The organism is Actinomadura sp. KC06 (genome assembly GCF_004348735.1).
Lineage (GTDB): Bacteria > Actinomycetota > Actinomycetes > Streptosporangiales > Streptosporangiaceae > Spirillospora.
In genome coordinates this window covers 1-26,515 of sequence record NZ_SMKT01000090.1, presented here as the reverse complement: position 1 = coordinate 26,515, position 26,515 = coordinate 1, and the positions used below count along the sequence as shown (strand labels likewise).

Here is a 26,515-nt window from a genome sequence, read left to right as displayed (position 1 = left end):
AAGTGACAGCCAAGACCACCAGGGACGAGACCGGCGGGGTCTCGGACGAGGCGGACGCGGCGCCGCAGGAGACCGAGGCGCCGGAGGAGACCGAGGTCGCGGAGCGTCCGGCACGCCCCGCCGCCAGGCGCAAGCGCCGGGTGCGGGTCATCGAGGTCATCGACGACGAGGACCTGGACGAGGTCCTGGAGGCCCTGGACGCCGAGGACGAGCAGGACGAGGAGCCCGAGGAGGAGCCCGCGCCCCGTCCCGCCAAGCCCGCCGCGAAGACCAAGAAACCGGCCGCCAAACCGGCCGCCAAGCCCGCGGCGAAGTCGGTGCCGAAGCCGCGCCCGTCCCGCATCGAGGCCCCGGAAGACGAGCCGGAGGAGAGGGAGCCGGTCGTCCTCCGGTCGACGCTCTTCGGGCTCGGCATGGTGCAGGCCGTGGTGGTCGTCGTCCTGGTCGCGCTGCTGGCCAGCCTGGCGATCTGGCAGTGGCGCAGCGCGAGTTCCCTCTCGGCCAAGGAGGACGACCGGGCGGCGGTGAGCAAGGTCGCCTCCGCCTACGGCAACGCGGCGTTCAGCTACAACGCGCAGAACTACCAGACGCAGGCCGACAAGGCCCAGAAGCTGATGGCAGGCGATCTCCTCGACGAGTTCAAGAAGAACACGATGCCGTCGCTGACCAGCGCGTTCAAGTCCGATTCGCAGGTGGCGGTGTCGTCCAAGACCGACCAGGTCTTCGTGGGGAGCGTCGACGGCAGGTTCGCCACGGCGGTGGTCATGGTGGAGGTCTCGCTCAAGACGAAGGACGGGCAGGCCACCGAGCCGGCGACGCTGCTGCGGCTTTCGCTGAGCAAGGTCGACGGCGAGTGGAAGGTGACCCAGCAGTACGCGTCCGGCATCAACGAGCAGAACAAGAACCAGCAGCCGGGGCAGCAGCTCCCCGGCGTCCCGGGCGGCGGCGCGTCGAAGTCGCCGAAGGCGGAGAAGAGCGGCACACCGGGCAATTGACGGTCAAAGCCGGGCGCCCCGCGTGGAAGCCGCGCGGGGCGCCGCGCGTTGTGCGGATGGACGGGGTCGCTGGACGAAGGCGGGGCATCATGTCGACCGTGACGGAAACGGAACCGGGCGAGCGCAGGATCGACGGCGGAGTCGTCCCGGACGAGCTGGTCCACGAGTTCGGCGCGCTGCTCAGCGCCGCGTCCGTGCTGGAGCGGATCGCGGGCCGGGAGCTGGAGCGCCGCTGCGGCATCCGGCACGCGGTGTTCGAGGTCCTGCTGAAGCTGTCCGGCGCCGCCGGGTCCGGCCCGCACACGATGGGCGACCTGGCCGGCGAGCTGATCCTGACCAGCGGCGGCATGACCCGGATCATCGACCGGATGGTGGAGGCCGGCCTCGTCCGCCGCGAGCCGGCCCCGGGTGACCGCCGCCGCCAGCTGGTGGAGCTGACCGCCGCCGGCCGCGCGAAACTGGACGAGGCCCTCCGCGTCCACGCCGAGACGCTCCGCGAGCATTTCGCGGGCCCGCTGACCGACGACCAGCGCCACGTCCTGGTGGACGCCCTGCGAACCCTCCGCACCACCGCCCGAAAGGAACTGGGCGCCCTTCACTGAAACAGGACTCCAGCAACGGGTCACGGGTCGTGCGGCCGGAGGCGCCCAGCGCCGGAGGTCGCACGACCCGCCGAGCCGGGCGACCGGAGCGCCACGGTCGCAAGCCCGCACGGTCACGAGAACCCGCCACCGTGGCGTGAGGATCGACTGGCTCGCGACGGGGGTTCCAGGGGGTCGCCCCCCTGGGAATCAGCGCGAGTAGTGTTCGACGACCAGTTGTTCGTCGCAGATGACGGGGATCTCGCGGCGCTCGGGGAGCCTGGTCAGCTGCGCGGCGAGGGCGTCGTGGCGGACGTCGAGGTAGGCCGGGACCTTCTCGGTGTGGCCGCCGGCGGCGGCGATCTGGAAGGCGTCCATGGCGCGGCTGCGGCCCGCGACGGTGATCACGTCGCCGGGGCGGAGCCGGTAGGACGGACGGTCCACGCGGCGGCCGTTCACCAGGATGTGCCGGTGCACGACGAACTGCCGGGCCTGGTAGATGGTGCGGGCGAACCCGGCGCGCAGGACGATCGCGTCCAGCCGGCGCTCCAGGTCGACGATCAGCGCCTCGCCGGTCTTGCCGCCGGTCCTGGCGGCCTTGGCGAACGCGTTGCGGAGCTGCGCCTCGCGGATGTTGTACTGCGCGCGGAGGCGCTGCTTCTCGCGGAGCCTGACCTTGTAGTCGGACTCCTGCTTGCGGGCGCGGCCGTGCATGCCCGGCGGGTAGGGGCGGGCCTCGAAGTACTTCACGGCCTTCGGCGTCAGCGGGATGCCGAGCGCCCGCGAGATCCGCACTTTGGGACGAGGGTTGTTCATCACGCTCCTTTGATGGTTAGGTATGCCTAAGTTAGGTAAGCCTAACCTAGTGGGTCAAGGAGGCAAGGTGCGGCGAGCGGAGACCACGAAGACGGTGGACGGCCCCACGGCGGCGGAGCGGGCGCGGACCCTCGCCTACGGCGTCGCGGACGGCGTCCTCGTCGCGCCCGGCGTCCCGTACGCGCCCGTCCCGGCGCACACGACCGACCGGGACGGCAGGCCGCTGCTGCTCGTCCAGTCCGCCTCGCCGATCGCCGCCGGGCTCCGGAACCCGGCGCCGGACGCCGACCCCGACGTGCCCGCCACGCTGCGGATCTCCGACGTCGCGCCGGTCGCGCTGGCGGACCGCGTCCGCGGCCGGGCCTGGCTGCACGGCTGGCTCAGCGAGGTCCCGGACGGTGAGTTGCGCGCCGCCGCGCTCCGCCTCTCGCACGTCCATCCGCGTCCCGAGCTGCTCGACCTCGGCACGGAGCGGGACGGCGGCGGGCGGGACGGCGGCCTGCCGGACGCCCGGCCGGAATGGACGGTCCTCGCGCTGGAGATCGGCCAGGTCGAGATCGACGACGCCTGGGGGAGCGCGAGCCTCGAACCCGAGGAGTACGCCGCCGCCGCGCCGGACCCGTTCGTCGCCGTCGAGTCGGGCATCCTCACGCACCTGGACTCCTGCCACCGCGACGAGCTGATCGGGCTGCTGCCGGAATCCGTCCCGCCGGGAACGGTCCGGCCGCTGGCGCTCGACCGGTACGGTATGTGGCTGCGCCGCATCGCACCGCCACCGGACGCGCACGCTGCGTTCGACCTGCGGCTCCCGTTCGCCGAGCCTGTCAGTGATCTCCACGGTCTGCGGTGCGTGTACCGGCGCCTGTTCGCCCGGGCGACCCCGTAGTACGTGAAAACCCTGATCCGGACGAAAGCGGCGAATTGCCGGTGATCTCCCGGATGGCGGCGGGGCCCGTCCCGGGCGATGCTCGGTACACCGGCCGAGGGACGCCGAGCGTCACCCGTCCGGGACGACCCCGATCGCCGGCTCGCCCTCGCGGGGTGGGTGAGCCGGCGGCGGGGGACCGTCACCGGGCTACCGGGGCGCCCGGTGCGCCTTCGGCCGGGCCGGTGGTCCGGCGCCGCGATTTCGGGGGGGCGTGGTCCGGGCCACTGGTCGGAATTGGCCGTTTCCGCGGCCCGGCTCCCACCCCAGGCTTGAGGCATGACCGGACACCATCCGCAGACCCGAGCCGTCCACCCGCCCGTGATCGTTCCGGCGGGGAGCCGCCCCCTCTCCGTGCCGCTGTACCAGGGCCACCTGTTCTCCTTCGAGGCCGCCGACGACCTCGCCGCCGCCTTCGGCGGACCGGACGAGGCCTTCTTCTACGCCCGCATGTCCAACCCGACCGTCCGCTCCCTCGAACGGGCAGTCACCGAACTGGAGGGCGGGGCCGCGGCGCTCGCCACCGCGTCCGGCATGGGCGCCGTCAGCACCGTGCTGATGAGCCTGCTGCGCAGCGGCGACCACGTCATCGCGCAGACCACCCTCTACGGCGGCACGTTCGCGCTGTTCCAGGACCTCGCCGAACGCTGGGGCGTCGACGTCACCTACGTCTCGGGCGACGACCCGGCGGAGGTGCGGGACGCGCTCCGCCCCGCCACCCGCCTCCTCTACCTGGAGTCGGTCGCGAACCCCACCACCCATGTGACGGACCTGCCCGCGTACACCGCGGCCGTCCGCGGGACGGACGTGCTGACCGTCGTCGACAACACCTTCGCCCCGGGCCTCTGCAAGCCCATCGAGCACGGCGCCGACATCGTCATCCACTCGGCGACGAAGTACCTGAGCGGGCACGGCGACGTCATCGGGGGCATCGCCGTCTTCGCCGACCCGGGCGTGCACCGCCGCGTCTGGGACCACGCTATCGACCTCGGGTCGGCCGCCGACCCGTTCGGCGCGTGGCTGACCGTGCGCGGCCTCGCCACGATGCCGCTGCGGGTGGCGCGGCAGAGCGCGTCCGCGCTGGACATCGCGCGCCGCCTCGCCGCGCACCCGTCCGTCACCCGCGTCCACTATCCGGGGCTGCCCGGCCATCCGCAGCACGAGGTGGCGCGGCGCCTGCTGCCGGACGGGAGCGGCGGCGTCCTGGCGTTCGAGCCGGCCGGCGGGCGGGACGCGGGCCGCGTCTTCTCCGAGGCCGTCCGGCTGATCTCGCTCGGTCCGTCGCTGGGCAACATCGCGACGCTCGTGATGCACCCCGCGAGCACGTCCCACCGGCAGATGGACGCCGCGACCCTCGCCGCCGCCGGGATCGGCGAGGCGACGGTGCGGCTGTCCATCGGCCTGGAGGACCCCGACGACCTGTGGTCCGACATCGACCAGGCCCTCGCCAAGGCGACCTAGGCGAGGCCCCATGCGGGGCAGGCGGCCGGCTTACAGGTAGAAGCCGGTCGCCGTCGCCGGGACGTCCTGGTTCTCGGGACGCTTCTCGCCCTTGCGGAGCGCGGCCAGCTCGGCGAGCGTCGCGCCGCCGTCGCCGATCGCGCCGGCCTCCCCGGACGGCACGCCCGCGCCGTCCAGCCAGGACACCGCCTCCGCGCGGGTGAGCCGGCCCACCTCGATCTGCGCGAGGCAGCGGCCGGGACGGACGACCGCCGGGTGCAGCATGGCGAGGTCCTCGTTGGTGGTGATGGCCACCAGCACGTCCCGGCCCTGCCCGAGCATCCCGTCGGTGAGGTTCAGCAGCCGCGACAGGCCCTGGCCCGTCGACTGCTTCGCCTCGCCGCGGATCAGCTCGTCGCAGTCCTCCAGGATGAGCAGCCGCCAGCGGCGGTTCTCGTCCTCGTCGTCGCCGACCGCGACCTCCATCAGGTAGCTGGGCGTGCCGAACAGCGCCTCCGGGTCGAGGACGCAGTCGGACTGGCACCAGCCGTTCCAGGCCCGGGCGAGCGCCCGCAGCGCCGTCGTCTTGCCGGTGCCGGGCGGGCCGTGCAGGAGCAGCAGCCGTCCGGACACCTCGTCGCGGCCGAGGCGCATGACGTCGTCGAGGGCCTCGGCGACCGGCGCGGTGTAGTTGCGCCGGATGTCCGCCCACGAGTCGGCGGTGATCGCGCGCTCGCTGCGGACGGGCCCGTGCGTGCCCATGTGCCAGAAGCCCATCTCGACGCTGGTCTCGTCCACCTTCGGCGGGTCGGTCGCGTCCTTCACGGACGCCTCGAGGACGGTCTCCGCCAGCTCTTCCGTCACGGCGGACACGGCGACGTACGCGACGCCGTTCTTCCACCGGTTCGTCAGCAGCGTCCAGCCGTCGCCCTCGGCCAGCACCGACTCCTTGCCCTTCTCGTGCGCCACCCGCACCAGCCGGGCGTCGCCGGGACGCAGCGGCGCGTCCGCGCGGACGTGCTCCAGCCGCGTCGACCGGGACCAGGGCTGCTCGCCGGACGCGAACGGGCGCAGCGACAGCACGTCCATCACGTCGGCGGGCGAGTTGTTGTCGCTCAGGTTGAAGACCACGGGCAGCGTCGAGTCCAGCCCGGGGGCGGTGACGTTCTCCCCGGACTCGACGAGATGGAGGATCTCCTGCGGCGTGGTCATGCCAAAAATGATCAGGCCCCGTGACCGGCCGCGTCCACCGAATTAGCGGCGGTCAGGAGCCGCTGTCACCCTCGGCGGCGGCCCTGCGGGACTCGGCCTCCTCCAGGTCGAGCTTCTCGGCCTCCTCCGGAGTCGGGGCCGTGCCGCCGAGGTAGGCGGGCTGCCACCACGTCTCGTCCGACTTCGGGACGTCGGGGTACTCGCGCTGCGCCTTCTCCAGCAGCTCCGACATCCGGGCGCGCAGATCCCGCGTGAACTGGTCGTAGTCGTCGCCGCGCTTGGGATGCAGGGGCTCGCCGACGAGGATCGTCACCGGCACGCCGCGCTGCAGCAGCCTGCGCTTGCGGCCCTTCGTCCACAGCCGCTGCGGGCCCCAGATCGCGACCGGGATCAGCGGCACCTTCCCGGCGACCGCCATCCGCACCGCGCCGTTCTTGATGTCCTTCACCGTGAACGAGCGGCTGATCGTCGCCTCGGCGAACACCCCGACGATCTCGCCGCTCTTCAGCGCCTTCAGCGACGCCGCATACGACGAGGCGCCCGCGTCCCGGTCGACGGGGATGTGCTTCATCCCGCGCATCAGCGGCCCGCCGATCCGGTTGTCGAAGATCTCCTTCTTCGCCATGAACCGCACCAGCCGCTTCTTAGGATGCGCGGTGAGCCCGGCGAAAATGAAGTCCAGGTAGCTGACGTGGTTGCTGACGAGGACCGCCCCGCCGGTGCTGGGGATCCGGTCGGTCCCCTCCATACGGATCTTGATGTTCAGGGCCTTGAACACGCAGCGAGCCGTCATGATCACCGGTGGATACACGATTTCGGGCATGGGAGCACGGTACTTGAGGCCTTCATGATCAGCGAGTGCGGGCGGGGATCCGGATGGCTCCCACAACCGACCGGAACTCTGAGAAGGTGGGGGTTGTGACGTGAGCCGCCGAAGCCCGAAGATCCCCCTGAGGGTGTGAAAGGGGATGAGCACAGATGGAACCGTTGGACGCGGCGGCGGACGTGCACGCGCTCATCCGCGACGTGCTGCCCGCCCTGGCGCCCAGCGCCTGGTTCGACTCCGGCACCTCCGAGGTGGTGCTGCCCGTCGGCCGGTCGGAGGCGCGGGCCTCCAGCTGGACGGTCCTCGAGCGCTGCGCCCGGGAGCCGCGCTCGGCATGGCCGAAAGTGGTGGACGAGTGGGTCCGCGAGGTCGGCGACCGCGCGTTCCTCGCCGTCGGCGAGATGGAGCTGTTCGGCGACGTCAGGGAGCTGCTGCGGCTGCGCATCGTCCCCAAGCTCGCGCCCCGCGACCGGGAGGGCCTCGTCGTCGTCCCCGCCGGTGACCACTTCGACGCGATGGTGATGATCGAGCACCCCCGGTACGGCGGCCCGCTCACCAAGGCCCGCGCCGGGCTCCTCGGGCTCCACAAGCTCGGCTACGTGATGACGAACACCCATGACCGCGAGCTCGCCGACGTCGCCGTCCGCGACCAGCCGCTGCTGCCGGGCCGCAACGTCCGCGTCGTCACCAAGCCGGGCAGCCGGTACGTGTCGGCGCTGCTCAGCGAGGTCGACCAGTTCCTGCCGTGGCCGAACGAGCACGGCGCGCTGGTCGGCGTCCCGTGCCACAGCACGCTGCTGCTGTACCCGATCACGTCGGCGGCCGTCCGGGACGTGCTCCCCGTCTTCTCCGACGTCGTCCGGGAGATGCACGCCGACGCCGACGACCCCTGCGCCCCCGGCGTCTACTGGAGCCACGGCGAGCGCCGCCTGACCCCGCTCCCCGCCGACCCCGACGCGTCCGCCGAGTTCGCCGGCCTCCTGCATGTGCTTGATTGCGGTGAGCTTGATTGAGGGCCTTGGCGGCCCTCAATCAAGCTCACCGCGTGCGATCGCTGCTGTGTTTGTTTGCAGTGCTCTCCCCTTCGGGCGCTGGGCGCCCTCCATCGTCGAGCACTGCGTGCGATCGCTGCATCGCTCCGGCTCGCCTGGCGGCTCGCTGCGCGATCAGGTTTCTCGCAGGCTCGAAACCGCCTTCGGACGCGATCGCGACTGTTGAGGTCGTCGCGTGGCTGGGGCAGTGGCTGGTGCGGTCGCGCACGCGGCGAACGGGCCCCGCCTGCGGCGGGCGTTAGGGGAGTTTCCAGTCGACGGGCTGGGCGCCCTGCTGTTCCAGGAGCTGGTTGGCACGGCTGAAGGGGCGGGAGCCGAAGAAGCCGCGGTCGGCGGACATCGGGCTCGGGTGCGCCGACTCGATGCACGGGACGCCGCCTAGCAGCGGCTTGAGGTTGCGGGCGTCGCGGCCCCACAGGATGGCGACGAGCGGGCGGCCGCGGGCCGCGAGGGCGCGGATGGCCTGCTCGGTGACCTCTTCCCAGCCCTTGCCCCGGTGCGAGCCCGGCTTGCCCGGCATGACGGTCAGCGACCTGTTGAGCAGGCAGATGCCCTGTTCCGTCCACGGGGTGAGGTCGCCGTTGGACGGCTCGGGGTGGCCGAGGTCGCTGCAGTACTCGCGGAAGATGTTGATCAGGCTGCCGGGCAGCGGGCGGACGTCCGGCGCGACGGAGAAGCTCAGCCCGACCGGGTGCCCGGGGGTCGGGTAGGGGTCCTGGCCCATGATGAGGACGCGGACGTCGTCGAACGGCTGGGTGAAGGCGCGCAGGATGTTGTTCCCGGCGGGGAGGTAGCGGCGTCCGGCGGCGACCTCGGCGCGCAGCCAGTCTCCGGCGGCGGCGATCGTCCCGGCGACCGGCTCCAGCGCGGTCGCCCACCCGGCTTCGACGATCTCCGTGAGTGGTCGTGCCGTCATGGGGCACAACCCTAGTGCGATGATCATGCGACCGCCCCGCGAACGTTTTTTCGGGCGGCTGTGTGAATCGCGTGAAACGTCCTGTTAAGTCCGGGTTACTTCCTGCCGGACCGCGTTGACCTGCGGACTCCGGCGGCATCTCCTTAGAGGGCAGGCAGGCGCAGAACGAGCGGACGGACAAGAGAGCATGAGCCAGCTGACCACCGTGGACGCCACCTTCCTCAACGCGGAGACCGGCACGACCCAGGCCCACATCGCCGGGCTGGGCATCGTCGACGCGGCCGCGTGCCCGGGCGGACGGCTCACGGTGCCGCTCGTCGCCGAGCTCGTCCGGAATCGTGCTCATCTGGCGGCCCGGCCGCTGCGGCAGAGGCTCGTCCAGGTGCCGTTCGGCCTCGACCACCCCTACTGGGAGGACGACCCGGACTTCGACCCCGTCCGGCACATCTTCGAGATCGGCCTTCCCGCGCCCGGCACCGACCGGCAGCTCGCCGACGTCGTCGCGATGCTGCACGAGCAGCCCCTCGACCGGTCCCGCCCGCTCTGGGAGATGTTCCTCATCCACGGCCTCGCGGACGGCCTGACCGCCGTCTACGTCAAGGTGCACCACGCCGCCGTCGACGGTGTGATGGCGGCCGAAACCCTCGCCGCGCTGCTGGACCTTTCGCCCGAGCCCCGCGAGTTGCCCGCCGACGAGTCCGAGCCCGCCCGCGCGCCCGGCACCGCCGAAATGGTCGGCAGCGGGCTGCTGAGGACCGCGCTGCATCCCGTCCGGACGGCGGTCTCCGTCGCGCGCACCGCCCCGTACCTGGACGAGATCCCCGGTGTCTCGTCCATCCCGGGCGTCGGGCTGGTGTCGTCGGTCGTGCAGGGCGCGCTGCGCCGCCCCGAGGTGCCGCGGGCGCCGCGGATGAGCGCGCCGCCGACCCCGTTCAACCAGCCGATCGGACGCCGCCGCGCCGTCGCCTGCGGCGAGCTGCCGCTGGACACGGTCAAGGAGATCAGGAAGGGGCTCGGCGGCAGCGTCAACGACGTGGTCATGGCGCTGTGCGCGACGGCGCTGCGGCAGTGGCTCGACAAGCGCGGCGACCTGCCGGACCGCCCGCTCGTCGCGGCCGTCCCGGTGTCGCTGCGGCGCGGCGGGGCGCGGAGCGGCGCCGCCCGGACGGACGCCGGAAACCAGATCTCCATGATGGCGACGCCGCTGGCCACCGACATCCCGGACCCGGCCGAGCGCTATCTCGCCGTCCGGCGCGCCATGGACACCGCTAAGCGGCGGTTCACCGGGTCGTCCGGCAGCTGGGTGCAGGAGATCAGCGGCCTGCTGCCCGCGCCCATCGCCGGCGCCGCCACCCGCCTCGCCCTCCAGGCCGCGCCGACGATGTCGCTGCGCCCCATCAACCTGATCATTTCGAATGTGCCCGGCCCGCAGTTCCCGCTGTACCTGTGCGGGGCGCGGGTGCTCGCCTACTACCCGATCTCCGTGATCACCGACGTCACCGGCGGGCTCAACATCACCGTCTTCTCCTACGACGGCAGGGTGAACGTCGGCATCGTCGCCTGCCGCGAGCTCGTCCCGGACCCGTCCGAGATCGTGGACCACCTGGTGGACGCGCTGGACGAGCTGAGGGACCTCAGCCGGGAGTGATCCCGAGAGCCGTCCGGTGCCGCCACGCCAGCTCCAGTGCCGCGGCCCCGGCCGGTTGCATCGGCCGCGGGACCGACCCGTCGAACGGTCGCGTCGACACCTCGCCCTCGTCGTTCACCGTGACCAGCCCGCCGAAGAGGTCGGCGAACGCGTCGTCGTCGATGACGACCGCCGTCAGGAGGTCGAGCGCGAACGTGAGCGGGTCTACGCCGAGGCCGAGGAAGTGCGCGCGGAGGCGTCCTTGTTCGCGGGCGGACGTCAGCGCCCGGTGAAAGGGCCACTCGTTTTGGACGAAGCCTTCGCCGTAATTCTCGTCCATTCCGAGCAGTTCTTCCGCGTATTCGCGGACCATGCACGCCCAGAGGTCTGGCCGCTCGTCGTTCAACGGCTGGAAGACTCCGACCGGCATCGCCTGGTGGAGCCCGCCCGCGTGCGCGACCTTGTCCGGGTCTCGCCAATGCAGGACGTACGAGCCGGACGCGGTGATGGTCGCCGTCGTGATCGCGGGGAGGGCCGTCCGGCGGGTCAGGTCGCAGGGGTCGCCGATTCGGGTGCGCAAGGGGAGACCGCCTGTGCCCACCGCCAATTCGTGGGCGACTGATTCGCCCACGTTCACGCCGTCGAAATACCGGGCCGGGCCGAGGCGTAGCATTGGGGGCCGGGCGTCGAGGAGGCGGTAGCTCGGCCGGTCCTCGAAGGTTCTCGGCGGCGCGAGTGCGGCCATCGCCTCGGCGTACGTGCGGTAGCCGTCCGGGAGTCCGTCGGACGGGTCCGCGACGGCCGGCGGAGCGCCGTGCGCATCCCATTCCAGGCGGATGTCCTCCAGCCGTATCGGGGCGTCCGGGATCCATTCCTCGCGGCACAGCAATGTCGTCCCGGCGACGCGTGGGACTTCCGGATACAGCGCGCTAGCCGCCTCGCCGAGCGGCCCGCGCGAGGCGTTCAGCCTTGCCCGCTCGTCCCGCCATCGCCGCTCGCCGGGTCTCATGGCAGCCACCCTAGAGGGCCTCCCATTTGACAAACCGCTTTGCCGTTCCTGCAATGAACGCATGGAGACGACCGAGGACGTCCTCGCCGGTGTCGGGCCCAGGCTCCGCCGGCTGCGGCAGGAACGAAGCGTCACGCTGACCGCGCTCGCCGAGGTCACCGGCATCTCGGTGAGCACGCTGTCGCGGCTGGAGTCCGGCAAGCGGCGGCCGAGCCTGGAACTGCTGCTCCCGCTCGCGCGGGCCCACCGCGTCCCGCTGGACGAGCTGGTCGGCGCCCCGGACGTCGGCGACCCGCGGATCAGGCCCCGCCCGCAGCGCATGCACGACATGACCGTGCTGCCGCTGACGCGGCGTCCCGGCGGGGTCCAGGCGTTCAAGATGATCGTCCCGGAGCGCCGCTGGACGCCCGACCCGCAGACGCACGAGGGCTACGACTGGCTGTACGTCCTGAACGGGCGGCTCCGCCTCCTCCTCGGCGACCGGGAGCTGATCCTGGAGGCGGGCGAGGCCGCCGAGTTCGACACCCGGCTGCCGCACTGGTTCAGCGGCTACGGCGGCACGGTCGAGTTGCTCAGCCTGTTCGGGCCGCAGGGCGAGCGCATGCACCTGCGCGCTAGGCCCAAGCAGAAAGGAACGGCGTCCTAACGCAGTTCCAAGGTGCAGCACTTGGGGCCGCCGCCTGCCTTTCGCAGTTCCGACAGGTCGACCGGGACGGGGTCGTATCCGCGGCCCCGCAGCGTCTCGATCAACTCGACGGCTTCGGCGTTGATGACGACGTTGCGGCCGTCGCACACGGCGTTGAGGCCGAGCACCGCCGCGTCCCGTTCGCCCGCCAGGATCGCGTCCGGGAACAGCCTTTCCAGCACCGCGCGGCTGCCAGGCGAGAACGCTCCGGGGAAGTACGCGACGTTCCCGCCGCCGAGCGGGAACAGCGCCGTGTCCAGGTGGTAGAAGCGCGGGTCGACGAGCTGGAGCGTCACGACGGGCCGTCCGAGGAATTCCTGCGCCTCCTGGTGTGCGGCGATTTCCGTCCGGAATCCCGTCCCTGCCAGGATCATGTGGTCGAGCGTGAGGAAATCGCCTTCGCCTTCGTTCGTGTGCTGCGCGTCCAGCACTTCCGAGTAGCCGTTCTTCCGCAGCCACTGGGAATAGGCGGGCCCTTCGGCATGCCGCTCCGGGTGGGTGAACCGCGCGCCATAGACGCGTCCGCCGACGACCAGGGCGCCGTTCGCCGCGAACACCATGTCGGGCAGCCCCTCGATCGGGTCGATGAGCTCGACCTCATGCCCGAGCGCCAGATACGCGGACCGCAGCGCCTCCCACTGCGCCACCGCCTTCACGGCGTCGGCGCCCGCCAGCGGGTCCATCCACGGATTGATCGAATATGTGACGGCGAAGTGGTCGGGACGGCACATCAGATACCGCCGCCGCCGCGCCGTCCGCTCGGCGCCGGCACCGGGCGCCATCGCCGGCAGAACGCTCATGCACATCTCCAGGGGGCTAGGTTCGACCGATCGAAAGCCTAGAAAGCCGGCGCCTGCGATCCAATGCGCCAACCTTGCTCCGACCTGGAGTTTCGTTGCGTATTCGGCCCGGTTCCGATCACTTCGTTGCGCGGCGCCTGCGGTGCCCGGGGCCGCGCTCAATCGGCGTTGAGGAGAGCGTCCAACTGGAGGCGAAGAGCCAGCCGGATCTGGCTGGACGAGAGCTCCAGCGGTGTGACTTCGGCCATTCTCTTCAGGCGGTGGCGGAGGGTGTTGGGGTGGACGTCGAGCGCCTGTGCCGTGCCCTTCGTGTCCCCGTAATGGTCCAGCCAGGCGGCGAGCGTAGGCAGGAAAGCCGTCCCGTGTTTCTCGTCATGGGCCTTGAGATCGGGGAGAGGGCCGCTTAGGAGGGAGGTCCCCGTGGTCTTGCGGGCGCGTTCGACCGTGACCGCGTCCCAGACGTCGTCCAGGAGGAGAAGGCCGGGGGAGAGGCGGCCGGACGCCGCCAGGGCGGCGAGTTCGGCGGCCTCCGAGCGGGAGCGGGGGAGGTCGGCGGGAGTGCGCGCGAGGCCGCCCGCGGCGGCGTACAGGGCGGGGTCGTGAGACCGGACGCGGGAGAGGGCGTGCTCCAGCCACGGCATCGACCCGGCGTCGCGGCCGGGGCCGTCCGGGACGGTGAGGACCGCGTAGAGCGTGTCGTCCAGGTCGGTGAGCAGGGGGCGGTGCCAGCCGAAGCGGTGGGTGATCGCCTCCCACAGGTCGAGGCGGCGGCGCAGGTCGCCGGTGTCGCCGCCGAGCGCCACGACGCGCCACGGCGGACGCGCCGGCACGGGTGCCGTCGTCCCGTCGCGCAGCGCGGCGCGGAGCTGGTCGGCCGACGCCCGCCGCGCCACCCCGGTCTCGGCGCGGAGGCGCAGCAGATGCAGGGCCACGACGGACGCCAGGTCGGTGAGGCGCTGGACGCGGTCAGGGGGGATCGGAGTCTTGGCCACGATCCAGATCGAGCCGAGCCATTCGCCCCCGGCCCGGACCGGAATCACGAGGCGCGGCAGCATCCCGTCCGGCCCGGCGGGGACGAGGACGGGATCGCTGGTGCGGGCCAGGCGACGGAACACGCCGCACGCCCGCAGGTGGGCGATGACCTGCGGCGGGACGCGGCGACCCACGATCGTGGAGACGCGGGCCGGGTCGGTGCTGTCCTGGAGGCCCGAGTAGGCGAGGACGCGGGAGCGCGCGTCCTCCAGCGTGACGGGCGCGTCCGCGATCTCGGCGGCGGCGTCGGCCAGGGCGAACAGGTCGTCGCCGGACTCGCCCGGAGGGGCGTGGGCGTGGTCGATGGCGGCGCGGACCAGCCAGATCACGTGCGTCCAGGACGTCTCCGGCTGGAGTTCGATGAGCGCCGGGCGCAGCCGCCGGGCGGCGGCGACGACCTCGGGGGCGAGCGGGGCCTTCAGGACGACCCCGGACGCGTCCGCCGCGTCGGCGCGTCCGAGCAGCGCCAGGGCCTCGGGAGCTGTGGTCACCCCGGCGCCCAGGACGATCTCGCCCGGCCGTCCGGCGGCCTCGTCCGGTACGGCCAGGACGACGTCGTGCACCTGCGCGTCGCGTCCCGCCGCCACCAGCCGGAACAGGCCCGGGCCGAGCGAGTCGACGAAGTCCGTCACCTTGATCATTGTGCGTTTCACACTATGCGATCCGTTCGCGTTGGCCGAAAACGACAGGGGCTTCGGGACGGTACGGAGTCACCATCGGAGTGGCATCGTTGAAGAGGAGGGGTGGTCATGGCTTCCAGCGCCGGTCCGCGCCGTGTCGCCGTCGCCGGCGCCGGCATGGTCGGGCTGTCCACGGCGTGGTTCCTGCAGGAACGGGGCGCCGACGTCACCGTGTTCGACCGGAAGGACGTCGCCGCCGGAGCGTCCTGGGGGAACGCGGGATGGCTGACGCCCGGCCTGGCGACCCCGCTGCCGGAGCCCGCCGTCCTGTCGTACGGGGTGCGCGCGGTGCTCAGCCCGTCCTCGCCCGTGTACGTCCCGCCGACCGCCAGCCTGCGGCTGCTCAGGTTCCTCACGGGGTTCGCGCGGAACAGCACCATGGCCCGGTGGCGGCGCTCCATGGAGTCGCTGGTGCCGATCAACGGCCGGGCCCTGCCGAGCTTCGACGCGCTGGCCGAGGGCGGCGTCAAGGCCGAGACCAGCGACGCCGGATCCTTCCTCGCCGCCTACCGGACGGCCGAGGAGCGCCGCTTCCTCCTGGACGAGGTCGAGCACATCCGCGCCGCCGGCCAGGACCTGGAGTTCGACGTCCTCACCGGGGACGAGGCGCGGTGGCTGGAGCCCGTGCTGTCCGACGAGATCGGCGCGGCGATCCGGCTGCGCGGGCAGCGCTTCATCGATCCCGGACGGTTCGTGCACGCGCTGGCCCGCTCCGTCATCGACCGCGGCGGCAAGATCCAGACGGGCGCGGCCGTCACCGACATCCGCGACGTGCGGAGCGGCGTCGTCGTGCACGCCGCCGGGAGCGGCCCCGAGCACTTCGACACGGCGGTGATCGCGAGCGGCGTGTGGCTCGGCGGCCTGGCCCGCAGGTTCGGCGTCCGCGCCCTCCTGCAGGCCGGCCGCGGCTACAGCTTCAGCGTGCCGATGGAGCGCGTCCCGGACGGCCCGCTCTACTTCCCCGCCCAGAAGGTGGCCTGCACGCCGCTCGGCGACCGGCTCCGCGTCGCCGGGATGATGGAGTTCCGCGACCCCGAGGCGCCGCTCGACCCGCGCCGGATCAGGGCGATCGTCGAGGCCGCCCGCCCGCTGCTGCGCGGCGCCGGCCTGGACGCCCGCCAGGACGAGTGGGTCGGGTCGCGCCCGTGCACTCGGGACGGCCTGCCGCTGATCGGCGCCACCCGCTCGCCGAACGTCTTCGTCGGGGGCGGGCACGGCATGTGGGGCATGACCCTCGGCCCCGCCACCGGAAGCCTCCTCGCGGAGGAGATCACCACCGGGCGCCGCCCCGCCGAGCTGGCCCCGTTCAACCCGCTCCGCTGACCCGTCTGACACCGCACGCCCCGATGACCTGGGGGTTCTGGGCGGTTATGGCTGATTCGTCCGGACGGGGCCGCGGGCACGCTACGGTCACCTGGTGATCGCGTAGACACCTCTGTGCGGGAGGACGTCATGACCAGCGAGGTGCGGACGGCTCTTGTGAAGCCGGTCGTCCCGCTGACCCGGGCGCAGAAGGTCCTGGCCGGGGTCGGCGGGCTGTTCTTCGCCGGGCTCGCCGGCCTCGGCGGGTACGGGTCGTTCGCCTCGGTGCGGGACGTGGCCGAGCCGTGGTTCGGGGACCAGGCGTGGATCGTCCCCGCCGGGGTCGACCTCGGCATCCTCGCGCTGGTGTCGGTGGCGCTGCTGCTGGAGTGGCTGGCCATGCCGATGCCCGCGCTGCGGTGGATGGCGATGGCGTTCACCGGCGCGACCGTGTGGCTGAACGTCTCGGCCGCGCACGGCGACGTGACCGGCATGGTGATGCACGCCGCGATGCCGGTGCTGTTCGTGACGTTCATCGAGGCCGTCCGGCACGCGATCCGGCGGCGCGCCGGGATCGCCGCCGGGACCGTCCGCGAGGGGATTCCGGCCACGCGGTGGCTGCTGGCGCCGTTCTCCACGTTCCGGCTGTGGCGCCGCATGGTGCTGTGGCAGATCACGTCCTACCCGCAGGCGCTGGTGGCCGAGCAGCGCCGCCGCCACGCCCTGGCCCTGCTGGACGCCCACTACGGACGCAAGTGGAAGTCCAAGGCCCCCGCCGACATCACCTGGATGCTGCGCGACGGAGTCATGCTCGACCAGGCCCTCGCCCGGGTCACCGAGCTGACGGCGCCCAAGCCCCCGGTGCCGGAGCCGTCGGCGCCGGAGCCGCCGAAGCAGGCTCCTCCGAAGAAGGCCCCGCGCCGGCAGCCCGCGCGGCGGCAGGTCTCCCAGCAGCGGCTGCCGCGCAGCGTCGCCACCGACAACGAGGCCCGCGCGCTCGCGATCATCGATGCCGAACCCGACATCACGGGCGCCGAGCTGGGCCGGCGCCTGGACATCAGCGCACGTCAGGGCCAGCGGCTGCTGAGCCGGCTGGCCCGTCCCGCCCCGTCCTCATCTGCCGGTCGCGCGTCCTGACGGTCACGTTTCCTTCCCCCGCTTCGTCAATGCGGAGACGGAAGGAGAAAACGTGGCTAAGCACGACATGACACTGATGTACGCCATGCACAACGCGCTCAGGCGGGAGCTGGAGCACCTGGCGAAGCTCGCCGCCCGGGAGGACGGCGACCCGCGCCGCATCCTGGCGGCCGCGCCCGGCTGGGAGCTGTTCAAGAAGGCGCTGCACGCCCACCACACCGCCGAGGACGAGGCGCTGTGGCCCGTGATGCGCGAGGCCCTGGCCGGACGCCCGGACGACCTCGCCCTCCTCGACGCGATGGAGGCCGAGCACGCCCGCATCGACCCGGTGATCGAGGCGATCGACGCGGGGTCGGAGCCGCTCGCCGACCTGGTCGGCGCCCTCGCCGACGGCCTCACCGCCCACCTGAAGCACGAGGAGGACGAGGCGCTGCCCCTGATGGACGAGGCCGTGACGCCCGAGCAGCTCATCCTGTTCGGGCAGGCCCACGCCGCCGGGATCGGCCCGGACGCGCCGCGCATCCTCCCGTGGCTGGTGGACGGCGCCGACGACAGGACGGTCGCGGCGACGCTCGCCCCGCTCCCGGAGCCCGCCCGCGCCGCGTTCGAGAACGAGTGGCGTCCCGCCTACGCGGCCCTCAACAGGTGGAACACCCCGTGACCCGCTGACCGCGCCGGGGGCCCGGATTCGGGGGCCCGGGGCCGGGGTGCCGGACGCGTCCGGCGCCCCGGAGGGCCTGGGTCGCTCAGAGGTTGATCATGTGGCCGGCGAGGCCGTGCACGGCCTCCTTCATCGCCTCGCCCAGCGACGGGTGCGCGTGCACGTTCCGGGACACCTCGTGGACGGTCAGGTCCCACTGCTGCGCCAGCGTCAGCTCGGGCAGCAGCTCGGTGACCTCCGGGCCGATCATGTGCGCGCCGAGGATCTCGCCGTACTTCGCGTCGCTGATCACCTTGACGAAGCCGTCGCCCTCGCCGAGGCCGAGCGCCTTGCCGTTCGCGCTGAACGGGAACTTCGCGGTCTTGACGTCGAAGCCCTGCTCCTTCGCCTGCGCCTCCGTCCAGCCGAACGAGGCGACCTGCGGCTGGCAGTACGTGGCGCGGGGGATCATCACGTAGTCGAGCTCCATCGTCTCGGCGTCCGCGATGGTCTCGGCGGCGACGATGCCCATCGCCTCCGCCGCGTGCGCGAGCATCAGCTTGGCGGTCACGTCGCCGATGGCGTAGATGTGCGGGACGGACGTGCGGCAGCGCCCGTCCACGCCGATCGCGCCCCGCTCGGTCAGGGCGACGCCGGTCTTCTCCAGCCCGTAGCCCTCCACGTTCGGCTGGAACCCGATCGCCTGCAGCACCTTGTCGGCCTCCAGGACCTGCTGCGCGCCGTCCTTGCCGGTGACCGTGACCTTCACCTTGTCGCCGGAGTCGTCGATGGCGTCCACGCGGGTGGAGGTCAGCACGTCCACGCCGAGCTTGCGGTACCGCTTGGCCAGCTCCTTGGACACGTCGGCGTCCTCGTTCGGGACCATCCGGTCGAGGAACTCGACGATCGTCACCTTCACGCCGTAGTTGTGCAGCACGTACGCGAACTCGACGCCGATCGCGCCGGCGCCCGCGATGACGATGCTCTCCGGCAGGTCGGAGCTGAGGATCTGCTCCTCGTAGGTGACGACGCGCTCGGACAGCGACGTCCCCGGCAGCAGCTTCGTGTGCGCCCCGGCGGCGATGATGCAGTTGGCGAACGTCACCGTCTGGGTGGAGCCGTCGGTCCCGGCGACCTGCAGCGTGTTCGGGTCGGTGAACGTGCCGCGCCCCTCGTAGGACGTGATCTTGTTCTTCTTCATCAGGAACTGGACGCCCTTGACGAGCTTGTCCGACACCTGCCGGCTGCGCTCGTAGGCGACGCCGTAGTCGAACGAGACCCGTCCCTCGACGTTGATCCCGAAGGTCTTCTGCTCCTGGGTGAAGATGTGCGCCAGCTCGGCGTTGCGCAGCAGCGCCTTCGAGGGGATGCAGCCGACGTTGAGGCAGACGCCGCCCCAGTACTTCTCCTCGATGATCGCCGTCTTCAGCCCGAGCTGCGCCGACCGGATCGCGGAGACATATCCACCCGGGCCCGCGCCCAGGACCACGACGTCAAAGTGTTCGCTCATATCCATGGACGATATTCGCCGCACGACGGTGCTCGCATCCCGGCCCTGACGTGACCCCTGTCGCGGAACGCGCGGCGGATCGCGGGACGCGCCTGATCGCGGGACGCCGTCGCGGGACGCGGCGGTCGCGGCGCCGGTCGCCGGAGCAGGCGTCACAGCCTGTTAGTGTTTTGATCGGCCCCCCGCCGGTCAGAGAACCGCGGGAGGCGAGGCGGCGCCCGAGCGGCGCCGGCCTGCACACCGTCCCGGCCGCGGAGCCCGGCGGTGCCCCGCCAAGCAACCGTGCCGAGAACGAGGACCACCGCGCGGGCCGCGCGTGGAACATCGCGCCGGAGGCGCGCGTAGAACAGCGCGCTAGAGGCGCATGGAACACCGTGCCGCGACCCGGTCGTTGTCCACGTTTCAGGCCGAGTGGAGGAGAAGACGAGTGCGAATTCCCAAGCGCGTCAACACCGTCCTCGACTGGATCGAGGAGCACTATCTCGCGCTTGGAGTGGTCGTCGCGCTGATCGCGGTCGCGCTGGTGGCGACGCTCGCGCCGCGGTCGGTCGGCATCCCCGTCGCCGCCTTCATCCTGGGCCTCGCCGCCGGCGGGTTCACCGTGCACGTCCGGGCGAGCCGCCGCGTCGCCCGCGTCCGCGCGGACGTCGACAACCTGCTGCGCGAGAACGGCGCGCTGCGGCACCGCAACACCGTCCTCGCCAGCGGCGTCATCACCCGGGAGGCGCAGGAGACGCAGGCGCTGATGTCCATCCCCGAGGACGACCTGCCGCCCGCCGGCGAGGACGTCCTCGACCCCGACGCCACGCAGGCCACCGTCACCCTCGACGAACTCATGGACGGCGACCCGCAGAGCACCGACGAACTCCCCGACGAACTCGTCAAGGAAGCGGAGCCCGAGGAGAAGGCCGAGGAGAAAGCGAAGGCCGAGGAGGACGACGATCCCCAGCGCACCACCGTCCTCCCCGTGATCCCGGACGACTTCGCCGACCAGAAGAACGCGGACTCCCGGAGGGCGTGACCGGGCCGTTCCCCTGAGTCATCGGGGAGATTCGCGCGGCGTTAGCTTTGCGGATCTTGGGGCAGATCAACGCCCGTGGAACCGCCGAACGACGAGACCGGCCCCAAGGACGTGACCGCCTCGAAGGACGGGGCAGACTCGACGGACGGGGCCTCGAAGGACGAGGCCGACGTCGCCGCCGTCCACAAGGCCGTCATCGCCTCCGCGATCGGGAACTGCGTGGAATGGTTCGACTTCGGCGTGTTCAGCGCCGGGGTGATGACGGCGATCATCGGCACGGTGTTCTTCCCCGAGGAGGCGACGGGAAGCGCGTCGCTGCGCTCGTTCGCGCTGATCGCGGCGGCGTTCCTGGCCCGCCCGTTCGGCGGGATGTTCTTCGGCCCGATGGGCGACAAGCTGGGCCGCAAGCGGGTGCTGGCCACCACGATCATGCTGATGTCGGGCTCCACGTTCGTGATCGGGATCCTGCCCGGCTACGGCACGATCGGCGTCGCCGCGCCGCTGCTGCTGCTCCTCGTCCGGCTGGTCCAGGGCTTCTCGACGGGCGGCGAGTACGGCGGCGCCGCGACGATGATCGCCGAGTACGCGCCGACGCGCCGCCGCGGGTTCTTCGGCAGCTTCCTGGAGATGGGCACGCTCACCGGCTACATCCTCGGCGCGGGCCTCGTCCTGCTGATGGACCTGGCGCTCACCACGGAGGCGATGCACAGCTGGGGCTGGCGGATCCCGTTCCTGCTGTCGCTGCCGCTCGGCCTCGTCGGCCTCTACGTCCGGACGCGCATCGAGGACACCCCGACGTTCCAGCAGATGGAGGAGGCGGGCAAGAAGGCCCAGTCGCCGCTGAAGGAGACGCTGGAGCACTACTGGCGCGTCATCCTGATGCTGATCGGCATCGTGTTCCTGCTGAACGTCGCCGACTACACGCTGCTGACGTTCATGCCGTCGTATCTCGTCGACTTCCTGGAGATGAACGACACCACGGCGCAGCTGATCACCATCGGCGTGGAGGCGGTGATGATCATGGTGATCGTGCCGCTGGGCGCGCTGTCGGACCGGATCGGCCGCAAGCCGCTGCTGATGACGGCGGCGATCGGCTACATCGTGCTGTCGTGGCCCGCGTTCGCGCTCATGCAGACCGAGAACGCGATCGGCGTCGCGTTCGGGTACGCGATCGTCGGGGGCCTGCTGGTGCTGATCCTGGCGGTGATCGCGGCGACGTTCCCGGCGATGTTCCCGACGAAGGTCAGGTACGGGGCGTTCGCGATCGGCTACAACATCTCGACGTCGCTGTTCGGCGGGACGGCCGCGGTCCTGGTCGGGTCGCTGATCGACGCGACTGGGTCCAACTACGTCCCGGCCTACTACCTGATGCTCGCCGGGCTGGTCGCGCTCGTGCCGATCATGAAGATCCCCGAGACGGCCGGGGTCCCGATCGAGAAGGCCGGAGAACTGAAAGCCCCGGAACCCGCGGGCTCCGGGGCGGGGCCCCGCGCCTAGCTCTCCGGACCGGCGTCGGGAGCGAAGTGCCGGCGGGCCCAGGCCGCCAGCGATGCCGCGACGACCAGTGCGGCGCCGGTCTCGATCGCCAGTGCTGTCCAGACCACGGTCACTGGGAGCCTCCCCTCCGAACTCGCCGGGCCCTTCCGGATCGGGCCCGATGCTCAGTACGCCTAACACCAGGGTGAGGTCGATTTTTCCTTGCCCGATCCGTCGGGACGGGTGATTCGCCTCACCCGCCGCCACGTCGGTCTCCGGCGTCGAGGTGCTCTTCGAGGGCGTCCAGGCGAGCGGACCACGCGCGCCGGTACGGCGTCAGCCAGGCGTCCACCTCCGCCAGCGGTTCCAGGCGCACCTCGTACACGCGGCGCTGCGCGTCCTGCCGGGCCCGGACGAGCCCGGCGTCGCGCAGCACCCGCAGATGCTTGGACGTCCCCGGCTGCGTCAGCCCGAGCCGCTCGACGAGCTCGCCGACCGGCCGGGGACGCTCCAGCAGCAGGTCGAGGATGCGGCGGCGGGTCGGCTCGGCGAGCACGGCGAACGCGGACGACATGGGCCCAGCATAACCGTCCGCTCATATGAATTGCAGGGCATATTCGGTCGTCTCCGCGGTGCTATCGCGGCCGGGTGCGACTTGTGTGGCGGTGCGGCAAAGGAGAGGTGAGGCCACTGGCTCATTGCGATCATTTGATTACCGTCTGTAGCGTCACCGTTGGCCGAACCCGGCCGCATCCTGACAGACCGGCGACGAATCGGTGGTGTGGACGTGACGGAACAGCAGGAACAGCAGCAGCAGGAACAGCAGCAGTTGAGCCTCGGTACCGCAGCGGCACGGAACCTGGCGACCACGACCAAGTCCGTCCCCCAGATGCAGGGCATCACCTCGCGGTGGCTGCTGAAGCTGCTGCCGTGGGTGCAGGCCGCCGGCGGCACGTACCGCGTCAACCGTCGCCTCACCTACACGCTCGGCGACGGGCGGGTCACCTTCGTGACCACCGGCGCCGACATCCGCGTCATCCCCCGCGAGCTGGGCGAGCTGCCGCCGCTGCGCGGCTTCGACGACGACCTCACCCTCGACGCCATCGCGGGCCGCTTCACCCAGCAGGAGCACGAGCCCGGCGACGTCATCGTCGAGCGCGGCCGTCCCGTCGACCGCGTCATCCTCGTCGCGCACGGAAAGCTCCAGCAGATCGGCGCCGGTCAGTTCGACGCCGACGCCGTCCACGGGACGCTCGCCAACGGCGACTTCTTCGGCGAGCAGGCCCTCGTCGGGACGGCCGAGGGCGACGAGCCCGCCACGTGGGACTACACGGTCAAGGCCGTGACGGCCTGCACGATCCTCAGCATGAGCGAGTCCGACTTCCAGGAGACGCTCGGGCAGTCCACGTCCTTGCAGGCGCACCTCGACGAGTACCGGGCCAGTCCGAGCCGCCCGCACAACGACCACGGCGAGGCCGCCATCGACCTCGCGTCCGGGCACGAGGGCGAGCCGTCGCTGCCCGGCACGTTCGTCGACTACGAGGGCTCGCCGCGCGAGTACGAGCTGAGCGTCGCGCAGACCGTCCTGCGCGTCCACACCCGCGTCGCCGACCTCTACAACGAGCCGATGGACCAGGTCGAGCAGCAGCTCCGCCTGACCGTCGAGGCGCTGCGCGAACGCCAGGAGAACGAGCTCATCAACAACCGCGACTTCGGGCTCCTGCACAACGCCGACCTGTCCCAGCGCATCCACACCCGCACCGGCCCGCCGACCCCCGACGACATGGACGACCTGCTCACCCTCGTCTGGAAGGACCCGGCGTTCTTCCTCGCCCACCCGAAGTCGATCGCCGCGTTCGGGCGCGAGTGCAGCGCGCGCGGCGTGTACCCCAGCCACGTCGACGTCGGCGGCAACAAGGTGCCCGCGTGGCGCGGCGTGCCGATCTTCCCGTGCAACAAGATCCCGGTCAGCCGGACGCGGACCAGCTCGATCCTGCTGATGCGCACCGGCGAGGAGAAGCAGGGCGTCATCGGCCTGCACCAGGTCGGGCTCCCGGACGAGTACCAGCCGGGCCTGTCCGTCCGGTACATGGGCATCGACGAGAAGGCGCTCATCTCCTACCTGGTCAGCGCCTACTACTCGGCCGCCGTCCTGGTGCCCGACGCCCTCGGCATGCTGGAGTCCGTCGAGATCGCGCACGGCGGTGCCGCGTCGTGACCGAGACGCCCCCCGCGACAGCAGGATCCGCGACGGAGGCCGCCGCCGACGAGCGGCAACTCGCCCTCGCCACGAGGGCCGCACGCAATCTGGCGACGACGACCAAGTCCGTCCCGCAGATGCAGGGCATCACCCCCCGGTGGCTGCTGCGGCGGCTGCCGTGGGTGCGGGCGGACGCCGGCACCTACCGGGTGAACCGCCGGCTCACCTACCAGCTCGGCGACGGGCTGGTCACGTTCGTCAACGACGGCGCCGCGATCAGGGTGATCCCGCCGGAGCTGACCGAACTGCCGCCGCTGCGCGGCTTCGGCGACACCGCGCTGCTGGACGGGCTCGCCGGACGGTTCGTCCAGCACGAGTACGCGCCTGGCGACACGATCGCGGAGGCGGGCCGTCCCGCCGACGCCGTCCACCTCATCGCGCACGGCAAGGTCGAGGTGACCGGGCCGGGGGAGTACGACGCCCACGCCCGCGTCGACATCCTCGACGGCGGCCGGTTCTTCGGCGACCGCGCCCTCCTCGGCGCGGACGACGCCTGGCCGCACACGTACCGCGCGCTCACGCCCACGACCGTCCTCCGGCTCTCCCGGGAGGCGATCGACGAGCTGACCGGCCGGTACGACTCGCTGCGCGCCCACCTTGAGGAGTACCGGAGCGCGCCCGTCCCGCCGCAGACCAGGCACGGCGAGGCGGCGATCGATCTGGCGTCCGGGCACGACGGCGAGCCGGCGCTGCCCGGCACGTTCGTCGATTACGAGGCGTCGCCGCGCGAGTACGAGATGAGCGTCACGCAGACGCTGCTGCGCGTCCACACCCGGGTCGCCGACATCTACAACGGCCCGATGAACCAGCTCGAACAGCAGCTCAGGCTCACCATCGAGGAGGTCAGGGAACGGCAGGAGCACGAGCTGATCAACAACCGCGACTTCGGGCTGCTGCACAACGCCGACCTGCGGCAGCGCATCCAGACCAACGGCGGGCCGCCGACGCCCGCCGACATGGACGAGCTGCTGGCCCGGCGCCGCAAGACGCGGTTCTTCCTCGCCCACCCGAAGACGATCGCCGCGTTCGGCCGCGAATGCACCCGCGTCGGCCTGTACCCGGCGACCGTCGAGGTGGACGGGCACCGCGCGCAGGCCTGGCGCGGCGTGCCGATCTACCCCTGCGACAAGATCCCGATCAGCCCGTCCGGGACGAGCTCGGTGCTCGCGCTGCGCACCGGCGAGGACGACCAGGGCGTGATCGGCCTGCGCCGCACCGGGCTGCCGAACGAGGTCCGTCCCGGCCTGTCGGTCCGGTTCACCGGAATCGACGACAAGGCGATCATGTCGTACCTGGTCAGCGCCTACTACTCGGCGGCCGTGCTGGTCCCCGACGCGCTGGGCGTCCTGGAGAACGTCGAGATCGCCCGCTAGCCGACCCCGCCATGCCGCACCCGCCATGACACCCGCCATGACGCACCCGCCATGAAGACCAGCATGAGAGGGGACGACGACATGCCCGTCTGGGGAGACGACCCGGCGGTCCTCCGCTGCGACCACCGCCCGGCCGCCGATCCCGAGGCGGACGGCCGCGCACCAGGTGGCCGGGCACCGGACGGCCGGGAACCGGGGCGCCGGGCTCCGGGCGGTCAGGGGCCGGGCGGCGATCCCGAAACGGGCGCCGCCCGGCCGGCGGCGGAGATCCTCGCCTGGAGCCGCCGCCTCCTCGACCCGGCGATGCGGGACGCGATCGAGACCCTGCCGGACGCGATGCACGGCATCGCCGCCTACCACTTCGGCTGGCGGGACGAGCGGGGACGCCCGCTCGACGCCGCGGCGGGCGCGTCCGGCAAGGCGATCCGTCCCGCGTTGGTGCTGCTGACGGCGCAGGCGGTCGGCGGGACGGCCGACGCCGCGGTGCCCGCGGCCGTCGCCGTCGAGCTGGCGCACAACTTCTCGCTCCTGCACGACGACGTGATGGACGGCGACCTCACCCGCAGGCACCGCCCGACCGCGTGGAGCGTCTTCGGGACCGGCCCCGCCGTCCTGGCCGGGGACGCGCTGCTCGCCGCCGCCTTCGAGGCTCTCGCGGGGGAGGGCGCGGCGATCGTCCCGCGCGCCGTCCGGACGCTCGGACGGGCCGTCATCGAGCTGGTCGAGGGCCAGAGCGCCGACCTCGCGTTCGAGGAGCGCGGCGACGTGACCCTCGACGAATGCGTCGCGATGGCGTACCGCAAGACCGGCGCGCTGCTCGGCGCCGCGTGCGCGCTCGGCTCCGACCACGGCGGCGGCACCGCCGCGCAGACCGCCCGCCTCCGCACCTTCGGCGAACGGCTCGGCCTGGCCTTCCAGCTGGCCGACGACCTGCTCGGCATCTGGGGCGACCCGGCCGTCACCGGCAAGCCCGTCCACGCCGATCTCCGCACCCGCAAGAAGTCGCTGCCCGTCGTGGCCGCGCTCACGTCCGCCACCCCCGCCGGTCACGAGCTGGCGGCGCTCTACCTGCGCGACGAGCCCCTCACCGACGACGACGCGTCCCGGGCCGCCGCGCTCATCGACGCCGCGGGCGGACGCGCCTGGACCACCGCCCGCGCCGACGCCGTCCTCGCCGACGCGCTCCGCGAGCTGGACGCC

24 protein-coding genes are annotated in these 26,515 nt (G+C 72.0%); 15 read left to right on the top strand and 9 right to left on the bottom strand.

Annotated features, from left to right (window positions below; genetic code table 11):
- Positions 1-2: 2 nt before the first annotated feature.
- Both E1287_RS26250 and E1287_RS26245 read left to right on the top strand, forming a co-directional pair.
- Positions 3-995, top strand: coding sequence for a hypothetical protein (locus E1287_RS26250; protein WP_131967729.1), 993 nt, complete (start codon positions 3-5; stop codon positions 993-995).
- Positions 996-1,093: 98 nt separating this feature from the next.
- Positions 1,094-1,597 (top strand): MarR family winged helix-turn-helix transcriptional regulator, encoded by a 504-nt coding sequence (locus tag E1287_RS26245; protein WP_243719446.1) that lies wholly within the window; start codon positions 1,094-1,096, stop codon positions 1,595-1,597.
- A gap of 189 nt (positions 1,598-1,786) precedes the next feature.
- Here the strand turns inward: E1287_RS26245 and rpsD are convergent, their stop codons facing one another.
- Positions 1,787-2,392 (bottom strand): 30S ribosomal protein S4, encoded by a 606-nt coding sequence (gene rpsD, locus E1287_RS26240; protein WP_131967727.1) that lies wholly within the window; start codon positions 2,390-2,392, stop codon positions 1,787-1,789.
- Between the two features lie 67 nt (positions 2,393-2,459).
- Between rpsD and E1287_RS26235 the strand changes: the two genes are divergently transcribed.
- Positions 2,460-3,278, top strand: coding sequence for a DUF2470 domain-containing protein (locus E1287_RS26235; protein WP_131967726.1), 819 nt, complete (start codon positions 2,460-2,462; stop codon positions 3,276-3,278).
- A gap of 318 nt (positions 3,279-3,596) precedes the next feature.
- The gene (locus E1287_RS26230; RefSeq protein WP_131967725.1) at positions 3,597-4,778 is read left to right on the top strand and encodes an aminotransferase class I/II-fold pyridoxal phosphate-dependent enzyme; all 1,182 of its coding nucleotides are present in this window, start codon (positions 3,597-3,599) and stop codon (positions 4,776-4,778) included.
- Between the two features lie 30 nt (positions 4,779-4,808).
- On the opposite strand, the gene E1287_RS26225 is transcribed toward E1287_RS26230, so the two are convergent.
- On the bottom strand, positions 4,809-5,969 hold the full coding sequence (locus E1287_RS26225) for a DUF5925 domain-containing protein (protein ID WP_131967724.1): 1,161 nt from the start codon (positions 5,967-5,969) through the stop codon (positions 4,809-4,811).
- Positions 5,970-6,021: 52 nt separating this feature from the next.
- Positions 6,022-6,792, bottom strand: a complete 771-nt coding sequence (locus tag E1287_RS26220) for a lysophospholipid acyltransferase family protein (RefSeq protein WP_131967723.1) — start codon at positions 6,790-6,792, stop codon at positions 6,022-6,024.
- A gap of 155 nt (positions 6,793-6,947) precedes the next feature.
- Between E1287_RS26220 and E1287_RS26215 the strand changes: the two genes are divergently transcribed.
- Positions 6,948-7,808 (top strand): hypothetical protein, encoded by an 861-nt coding sequence (locus E1287_RS26215; RefSeq protein ID WP_131967722.1) that lies wholly within the window; start codon positions 6,948-6,950, stop codon positions 7,806-7,808.
- Between the two features lie 277 nt (positions 7,809-8,085).
- Here the strand turns inward: E1287_RS26215 and E1287_RS26210 are convergent, their stop codons facing one another.
- Entirely contained in the window at positions 8,086-8,763 is a 678-nt protein-coding gene (locus E1287_RS26210) for a uracil-DNA glycosylase (protein WP_131967721.1), read from the bottom strand.
- A 187-nt stretch (positions 8,764-8,950) separates the two neighbouring features.
- Between E1287_RS26210 and E1287_RS26205 the strand changes: the two genes are divergently transcribed.
- A complete protein-coding gene (locus E1287_RS26205; RefSeq protein WP_131967720.1) occupies positions 8,951-10,411 on the top strand; it encodes a wax ester/triacylglycerol synthase family O-acyltransferase in 1,461 nt (486 codons plus the stop codon).
- On the opposite strand, the gene E1287_RS26200 is transcribed toward E1287_RS26205, so the two are convergent.
- Complete coding sequence (locus tag E1287_RS26200; protein WP_131967719.1) at positions 10,398-11,399, bottom strand: transcriptional regulator; 1,002 nt, start codon at positions 11,397-11,399, stop codon at positions 10,398-10,400. The genes E1287_RS26205 and E1287_RS26200 overlap by 14 nt on opposite strands.
- Positions 11,400-11,460: 61 nt before the next feature.
- On the opposite strand from E1287_RS26200, the gene E1287_RS26195 reads away from it, so the two are divergent.
- A complete protein-coding gene (locus E1287_RS26195) occupies positions 11,461-12,045 on the top strand; it encodes a helix-turn-helix transcriptional regulator (protein WP_131967718.1) in 585 nt (194 codons plus the stop codon).
- Here E1287_RS26195 and ddaH read toward each other — a convergent pair.
- Both ddaH and E1287_RS26185 read right to left on the bottom strand, forming a co-directional pair.
- Complete coding sequence (gene ddaH / locus E1287_RS26190; protein ID WP_243719445.1) at positions 12,042-12,884, bottom strand: dimethylargininase; 843 nt, start codon at positions 12,882-12,884, stop codon at positions 12,042-12,044. The genes E1287_RS26195 and ddaH overlap by 4 nt on opposite strands.
- A 158-nt stretch (positions 12,885-13,042) precedes the next feature.
- Positions 13,043-14,548 (bottom strand): PucR family transcriptional regulator, encoded by a 1,506-nt coding sequence (locus tag E1287_RS26185; RefSeq protein WP_207934465.1) that lies wholly within the window; start codon positions 14,546-14,548, stop codon positions 13,043-13,045.
- A 117-nt stretch (positions 14,549-14,665) separates the two neighbouring features.
- Here E1287_RS26185 and E1287_RS26180 point away from each other — a divergent pair, with 117 nt between their 5' ends.
- From E1287_RS26180 to E1287_RS26170, 3 genes are all read left to right on the top strand, one after another.
- A complete protein-coding gene (locus E1287_RS26180) occupies positions 14,666-15,919 on the top strand; it encodes an FAD-dependent oxidoreductase (protein WP_131967716.1) in 1,254 nt (417 codons plus the stop codon).
- 129 nt (positions 15,920-16,048) lie between these two features.
- Positions 16,049-17,035, top strand: a complete 987-nt coding sequence (locus E1287_RS26175; protein WP_131967715.1) for a DUF2637 domain-containing protein — start codon at positions 16,049-16,051, stop codon at positions 17,033-17,035.
- A 52-nt stretch (positions 17,036-17,087) separates the two neighbouring features.
- A complete protein-coding gene (locus tag E1287_RS26170; protein ID WP_243719444.1) occupies positions 17,088-17,696 on the top strand; it encodes a hemerythrin domain-containing protein in 609 nt (202 codons plus the stop codon).
- Between the two features lie 85 nt (positions 17,697-17,781).
- On the opposite strand, the gene lpdA is transcribed toward E1287_RS26170, so the two are convergent.
- On the bottom strand, positions 17,782-19,185 hold the full coding sequence (gene lpdA / locus E1287_RS26165) for a dihydrolipoyl dehydrogenase (RefSeq protein ID WP_131967714.1): 1,404 nt from the start codon (positions 19,183-19,185) through the stop codon (positions 17,782-17,784).
- 427 nt (positions 19,186-19,612) lie between these two features.
- Here lpdA and E1287_RS26160 point away from each other — a divergent pair, with 427 nt between their 5' ends.
- Positions 19,613-20,206, top strand: coding sequence for a hypothetical protein (locus E1287_RS26160; RefSeq protein WP_131967713.1), 594 nt, complete (start codon positions 19,613-19,615; stop codon positions 20,204-20,206).
- A 75-nt stretch (positions 20,207-20,281) separates the two neighbouring features.
- Positions 20,282-21,703, top strand: coding sequence for an MFS transporter (locus tag E1287_RS26155; protein ID WP_243719443.1), 1,422 nt, complete (start codon positions 20,282-20,284; stop codon positions 21,701-21,703).
- A 232-nt stretch (positions 21,704-21,935) separates the two neighbouring features.
- Here E1287_RS26155 and E1287_RS26150 read toward each other — a convergent pair whose 3' ends face one another.
- Positions 21,936-22,256 (bottom strand): metalloregulator ArsR/SmtB family transcription factor, encoded by a 321-nt coding sequence (locus E1287_RS26150; RefSeq protein WP_131967712.1) that lies wholly within the window; start codon positions 22,254-22,256, stop codon positions 21,936-21,938.
- 213 nt (positions 22,257-22,469) lie between these two features.
- Between E1287_RS26150 and E1287_RS26145 the strand changes: the two genes are divergently transcribed.
- The 3 genes from E1287_RS26145 to E1287_RS26135 all read left to right on the top strand — a co-directional run.
- Positions 22,470-23,900, top strand: coding sequence for a family 2B encapsulin nanocompartment shell protein (locus E1287_RS26145; protein WP_243719442.1), 1,431 nt, complete (start codon positions 22,470-22,472; stop codon positions 23,898-23,900).
- Complete coding sequence (locus E1287_RS26140) at positions 23,897-25,315, top strand: family 2B encapsulin nanocompartment shell protein (RefSeq protein ID WP_243719441.1); 1,419 nt, start codon at positions 23,897-23,899, stop codon at positions 25,313-25,315. Before E1287_RS26145 ends, E1287_RS26140 begins: the two co-directional genes overlap by 4 nt.
- A 63-nt stretch (positions 25,316-25,378) precedes the next feature.
- Positions 25,379-26,515, top strand: a 1,137-nt coding sequence (locus tag E1287_RS26135) for a polyprenyl synthetase family protein (protein WP_243719440.1), incomplete at its 3' end; no start/stop codon positions are given.

Excerpts from the sequence above, each read along its gene's own strand:
- rpsD (WP_131967727.1), bottom strand. The coding sequence starts at position 2,392 with ATGAACAACCCTCGTCCCAAAGTGCGGATCTCGCGGGCGCTCGGCATC.
- E1287_RS26230 (WP_131967725.1), top strand. The coding sequence starts at position 3,597 with ATGACCGGACACCATCCGCAGACCCGAGCCGTCCACCCGCCCGTGATC.
- E1287_RS26225 (WP_131967724.1), bottom strand. The coding sequence starts at position 5,969 with ATGACCACGCCGCAGGAGATCCTCCATCTCGTCGAGTCCGGGGAGAAC.
- E1287_RS26220 (WP_131967723.1), bottom strand. The coding sequence starts at position 6,792 with ATGCCCGAAATCGTGTATCCACCGGTGATCATGACGGCTCGCTGCGTG.
- E1287_RS26215 (WP_131967722.1), top strand. The coding sequence starts at position 6,948 with ATGGAACCGTTGGACGCGGCGGCGGACGTGCACGCGCTCATCCGCGAC.
- E1287_RS26210 (WP_131967721.1), bottom strand. The coding sequence starts at position 8,763 with ATGACGGCACGACCACTCACGGAGATCGTCGAAGCCGGGTGGGCGACC.
- E1287_RS26205 (WP_131967720.1), top strand. The coding sequence starts at position 8,951 with ATGAGCCAGCTGACCACCGTGGACGCCACCTTCCTCAACGCGGAGACC.
- E1287_RS26200 (WP_131967719.1), bottom strand. The coding sequence starts at position 11,399 with ATGAGACCCGGCGAGCGGCGATGGCGGGACGAGCGGGCAAGGCTGAAC.
- E1287_RS26195 (WP_131967718.1), top strand. The coding sequence starts at position 11,461 with ATGGAGACGACCGAGGACGTCCTCGCCGGTGTCGGGCCCAGGCTCCGC.
- ddaH (WP_243719445.1), bottom strand. The coding sequence starts at position 12,884 with ATGAGCGTTCTGCCGGCGATGGCGCCCGGTGCCGGCGCCGAGCGGACG.
- E1287_RS26180 (WP_131967716.1), top strand. The coding sequence starts at position 14,666 with ATGGCTTCCAGCGCCGGTCCGCGCCGTGTCGCCGTCGCCGGCGCCGGC.
- E1287_RS26175 (WP_131967715.1), top strand. The coding sequence starts at position 16,049 with ATGACCAGCGAGGTGCGGACGGCTCTTGTGAAGCCGGTCGTCCCGCTG.
- lpdA (WP_131967714.1), bottom strand. The coding sequence starts at position 19,185 with ATGAGCGAACACTTTGACGTCGTGGTCCTGGGCGCGGGCCCGGGTGGA.
- E1287_RS26150 (WP_131967712.1), bottom strand. The coding sequence starts at position 22,256 with ATGTCGTCCGCGTTCGCCGTGCTCGCCGAGCCGACCCGCCGCCGCATC.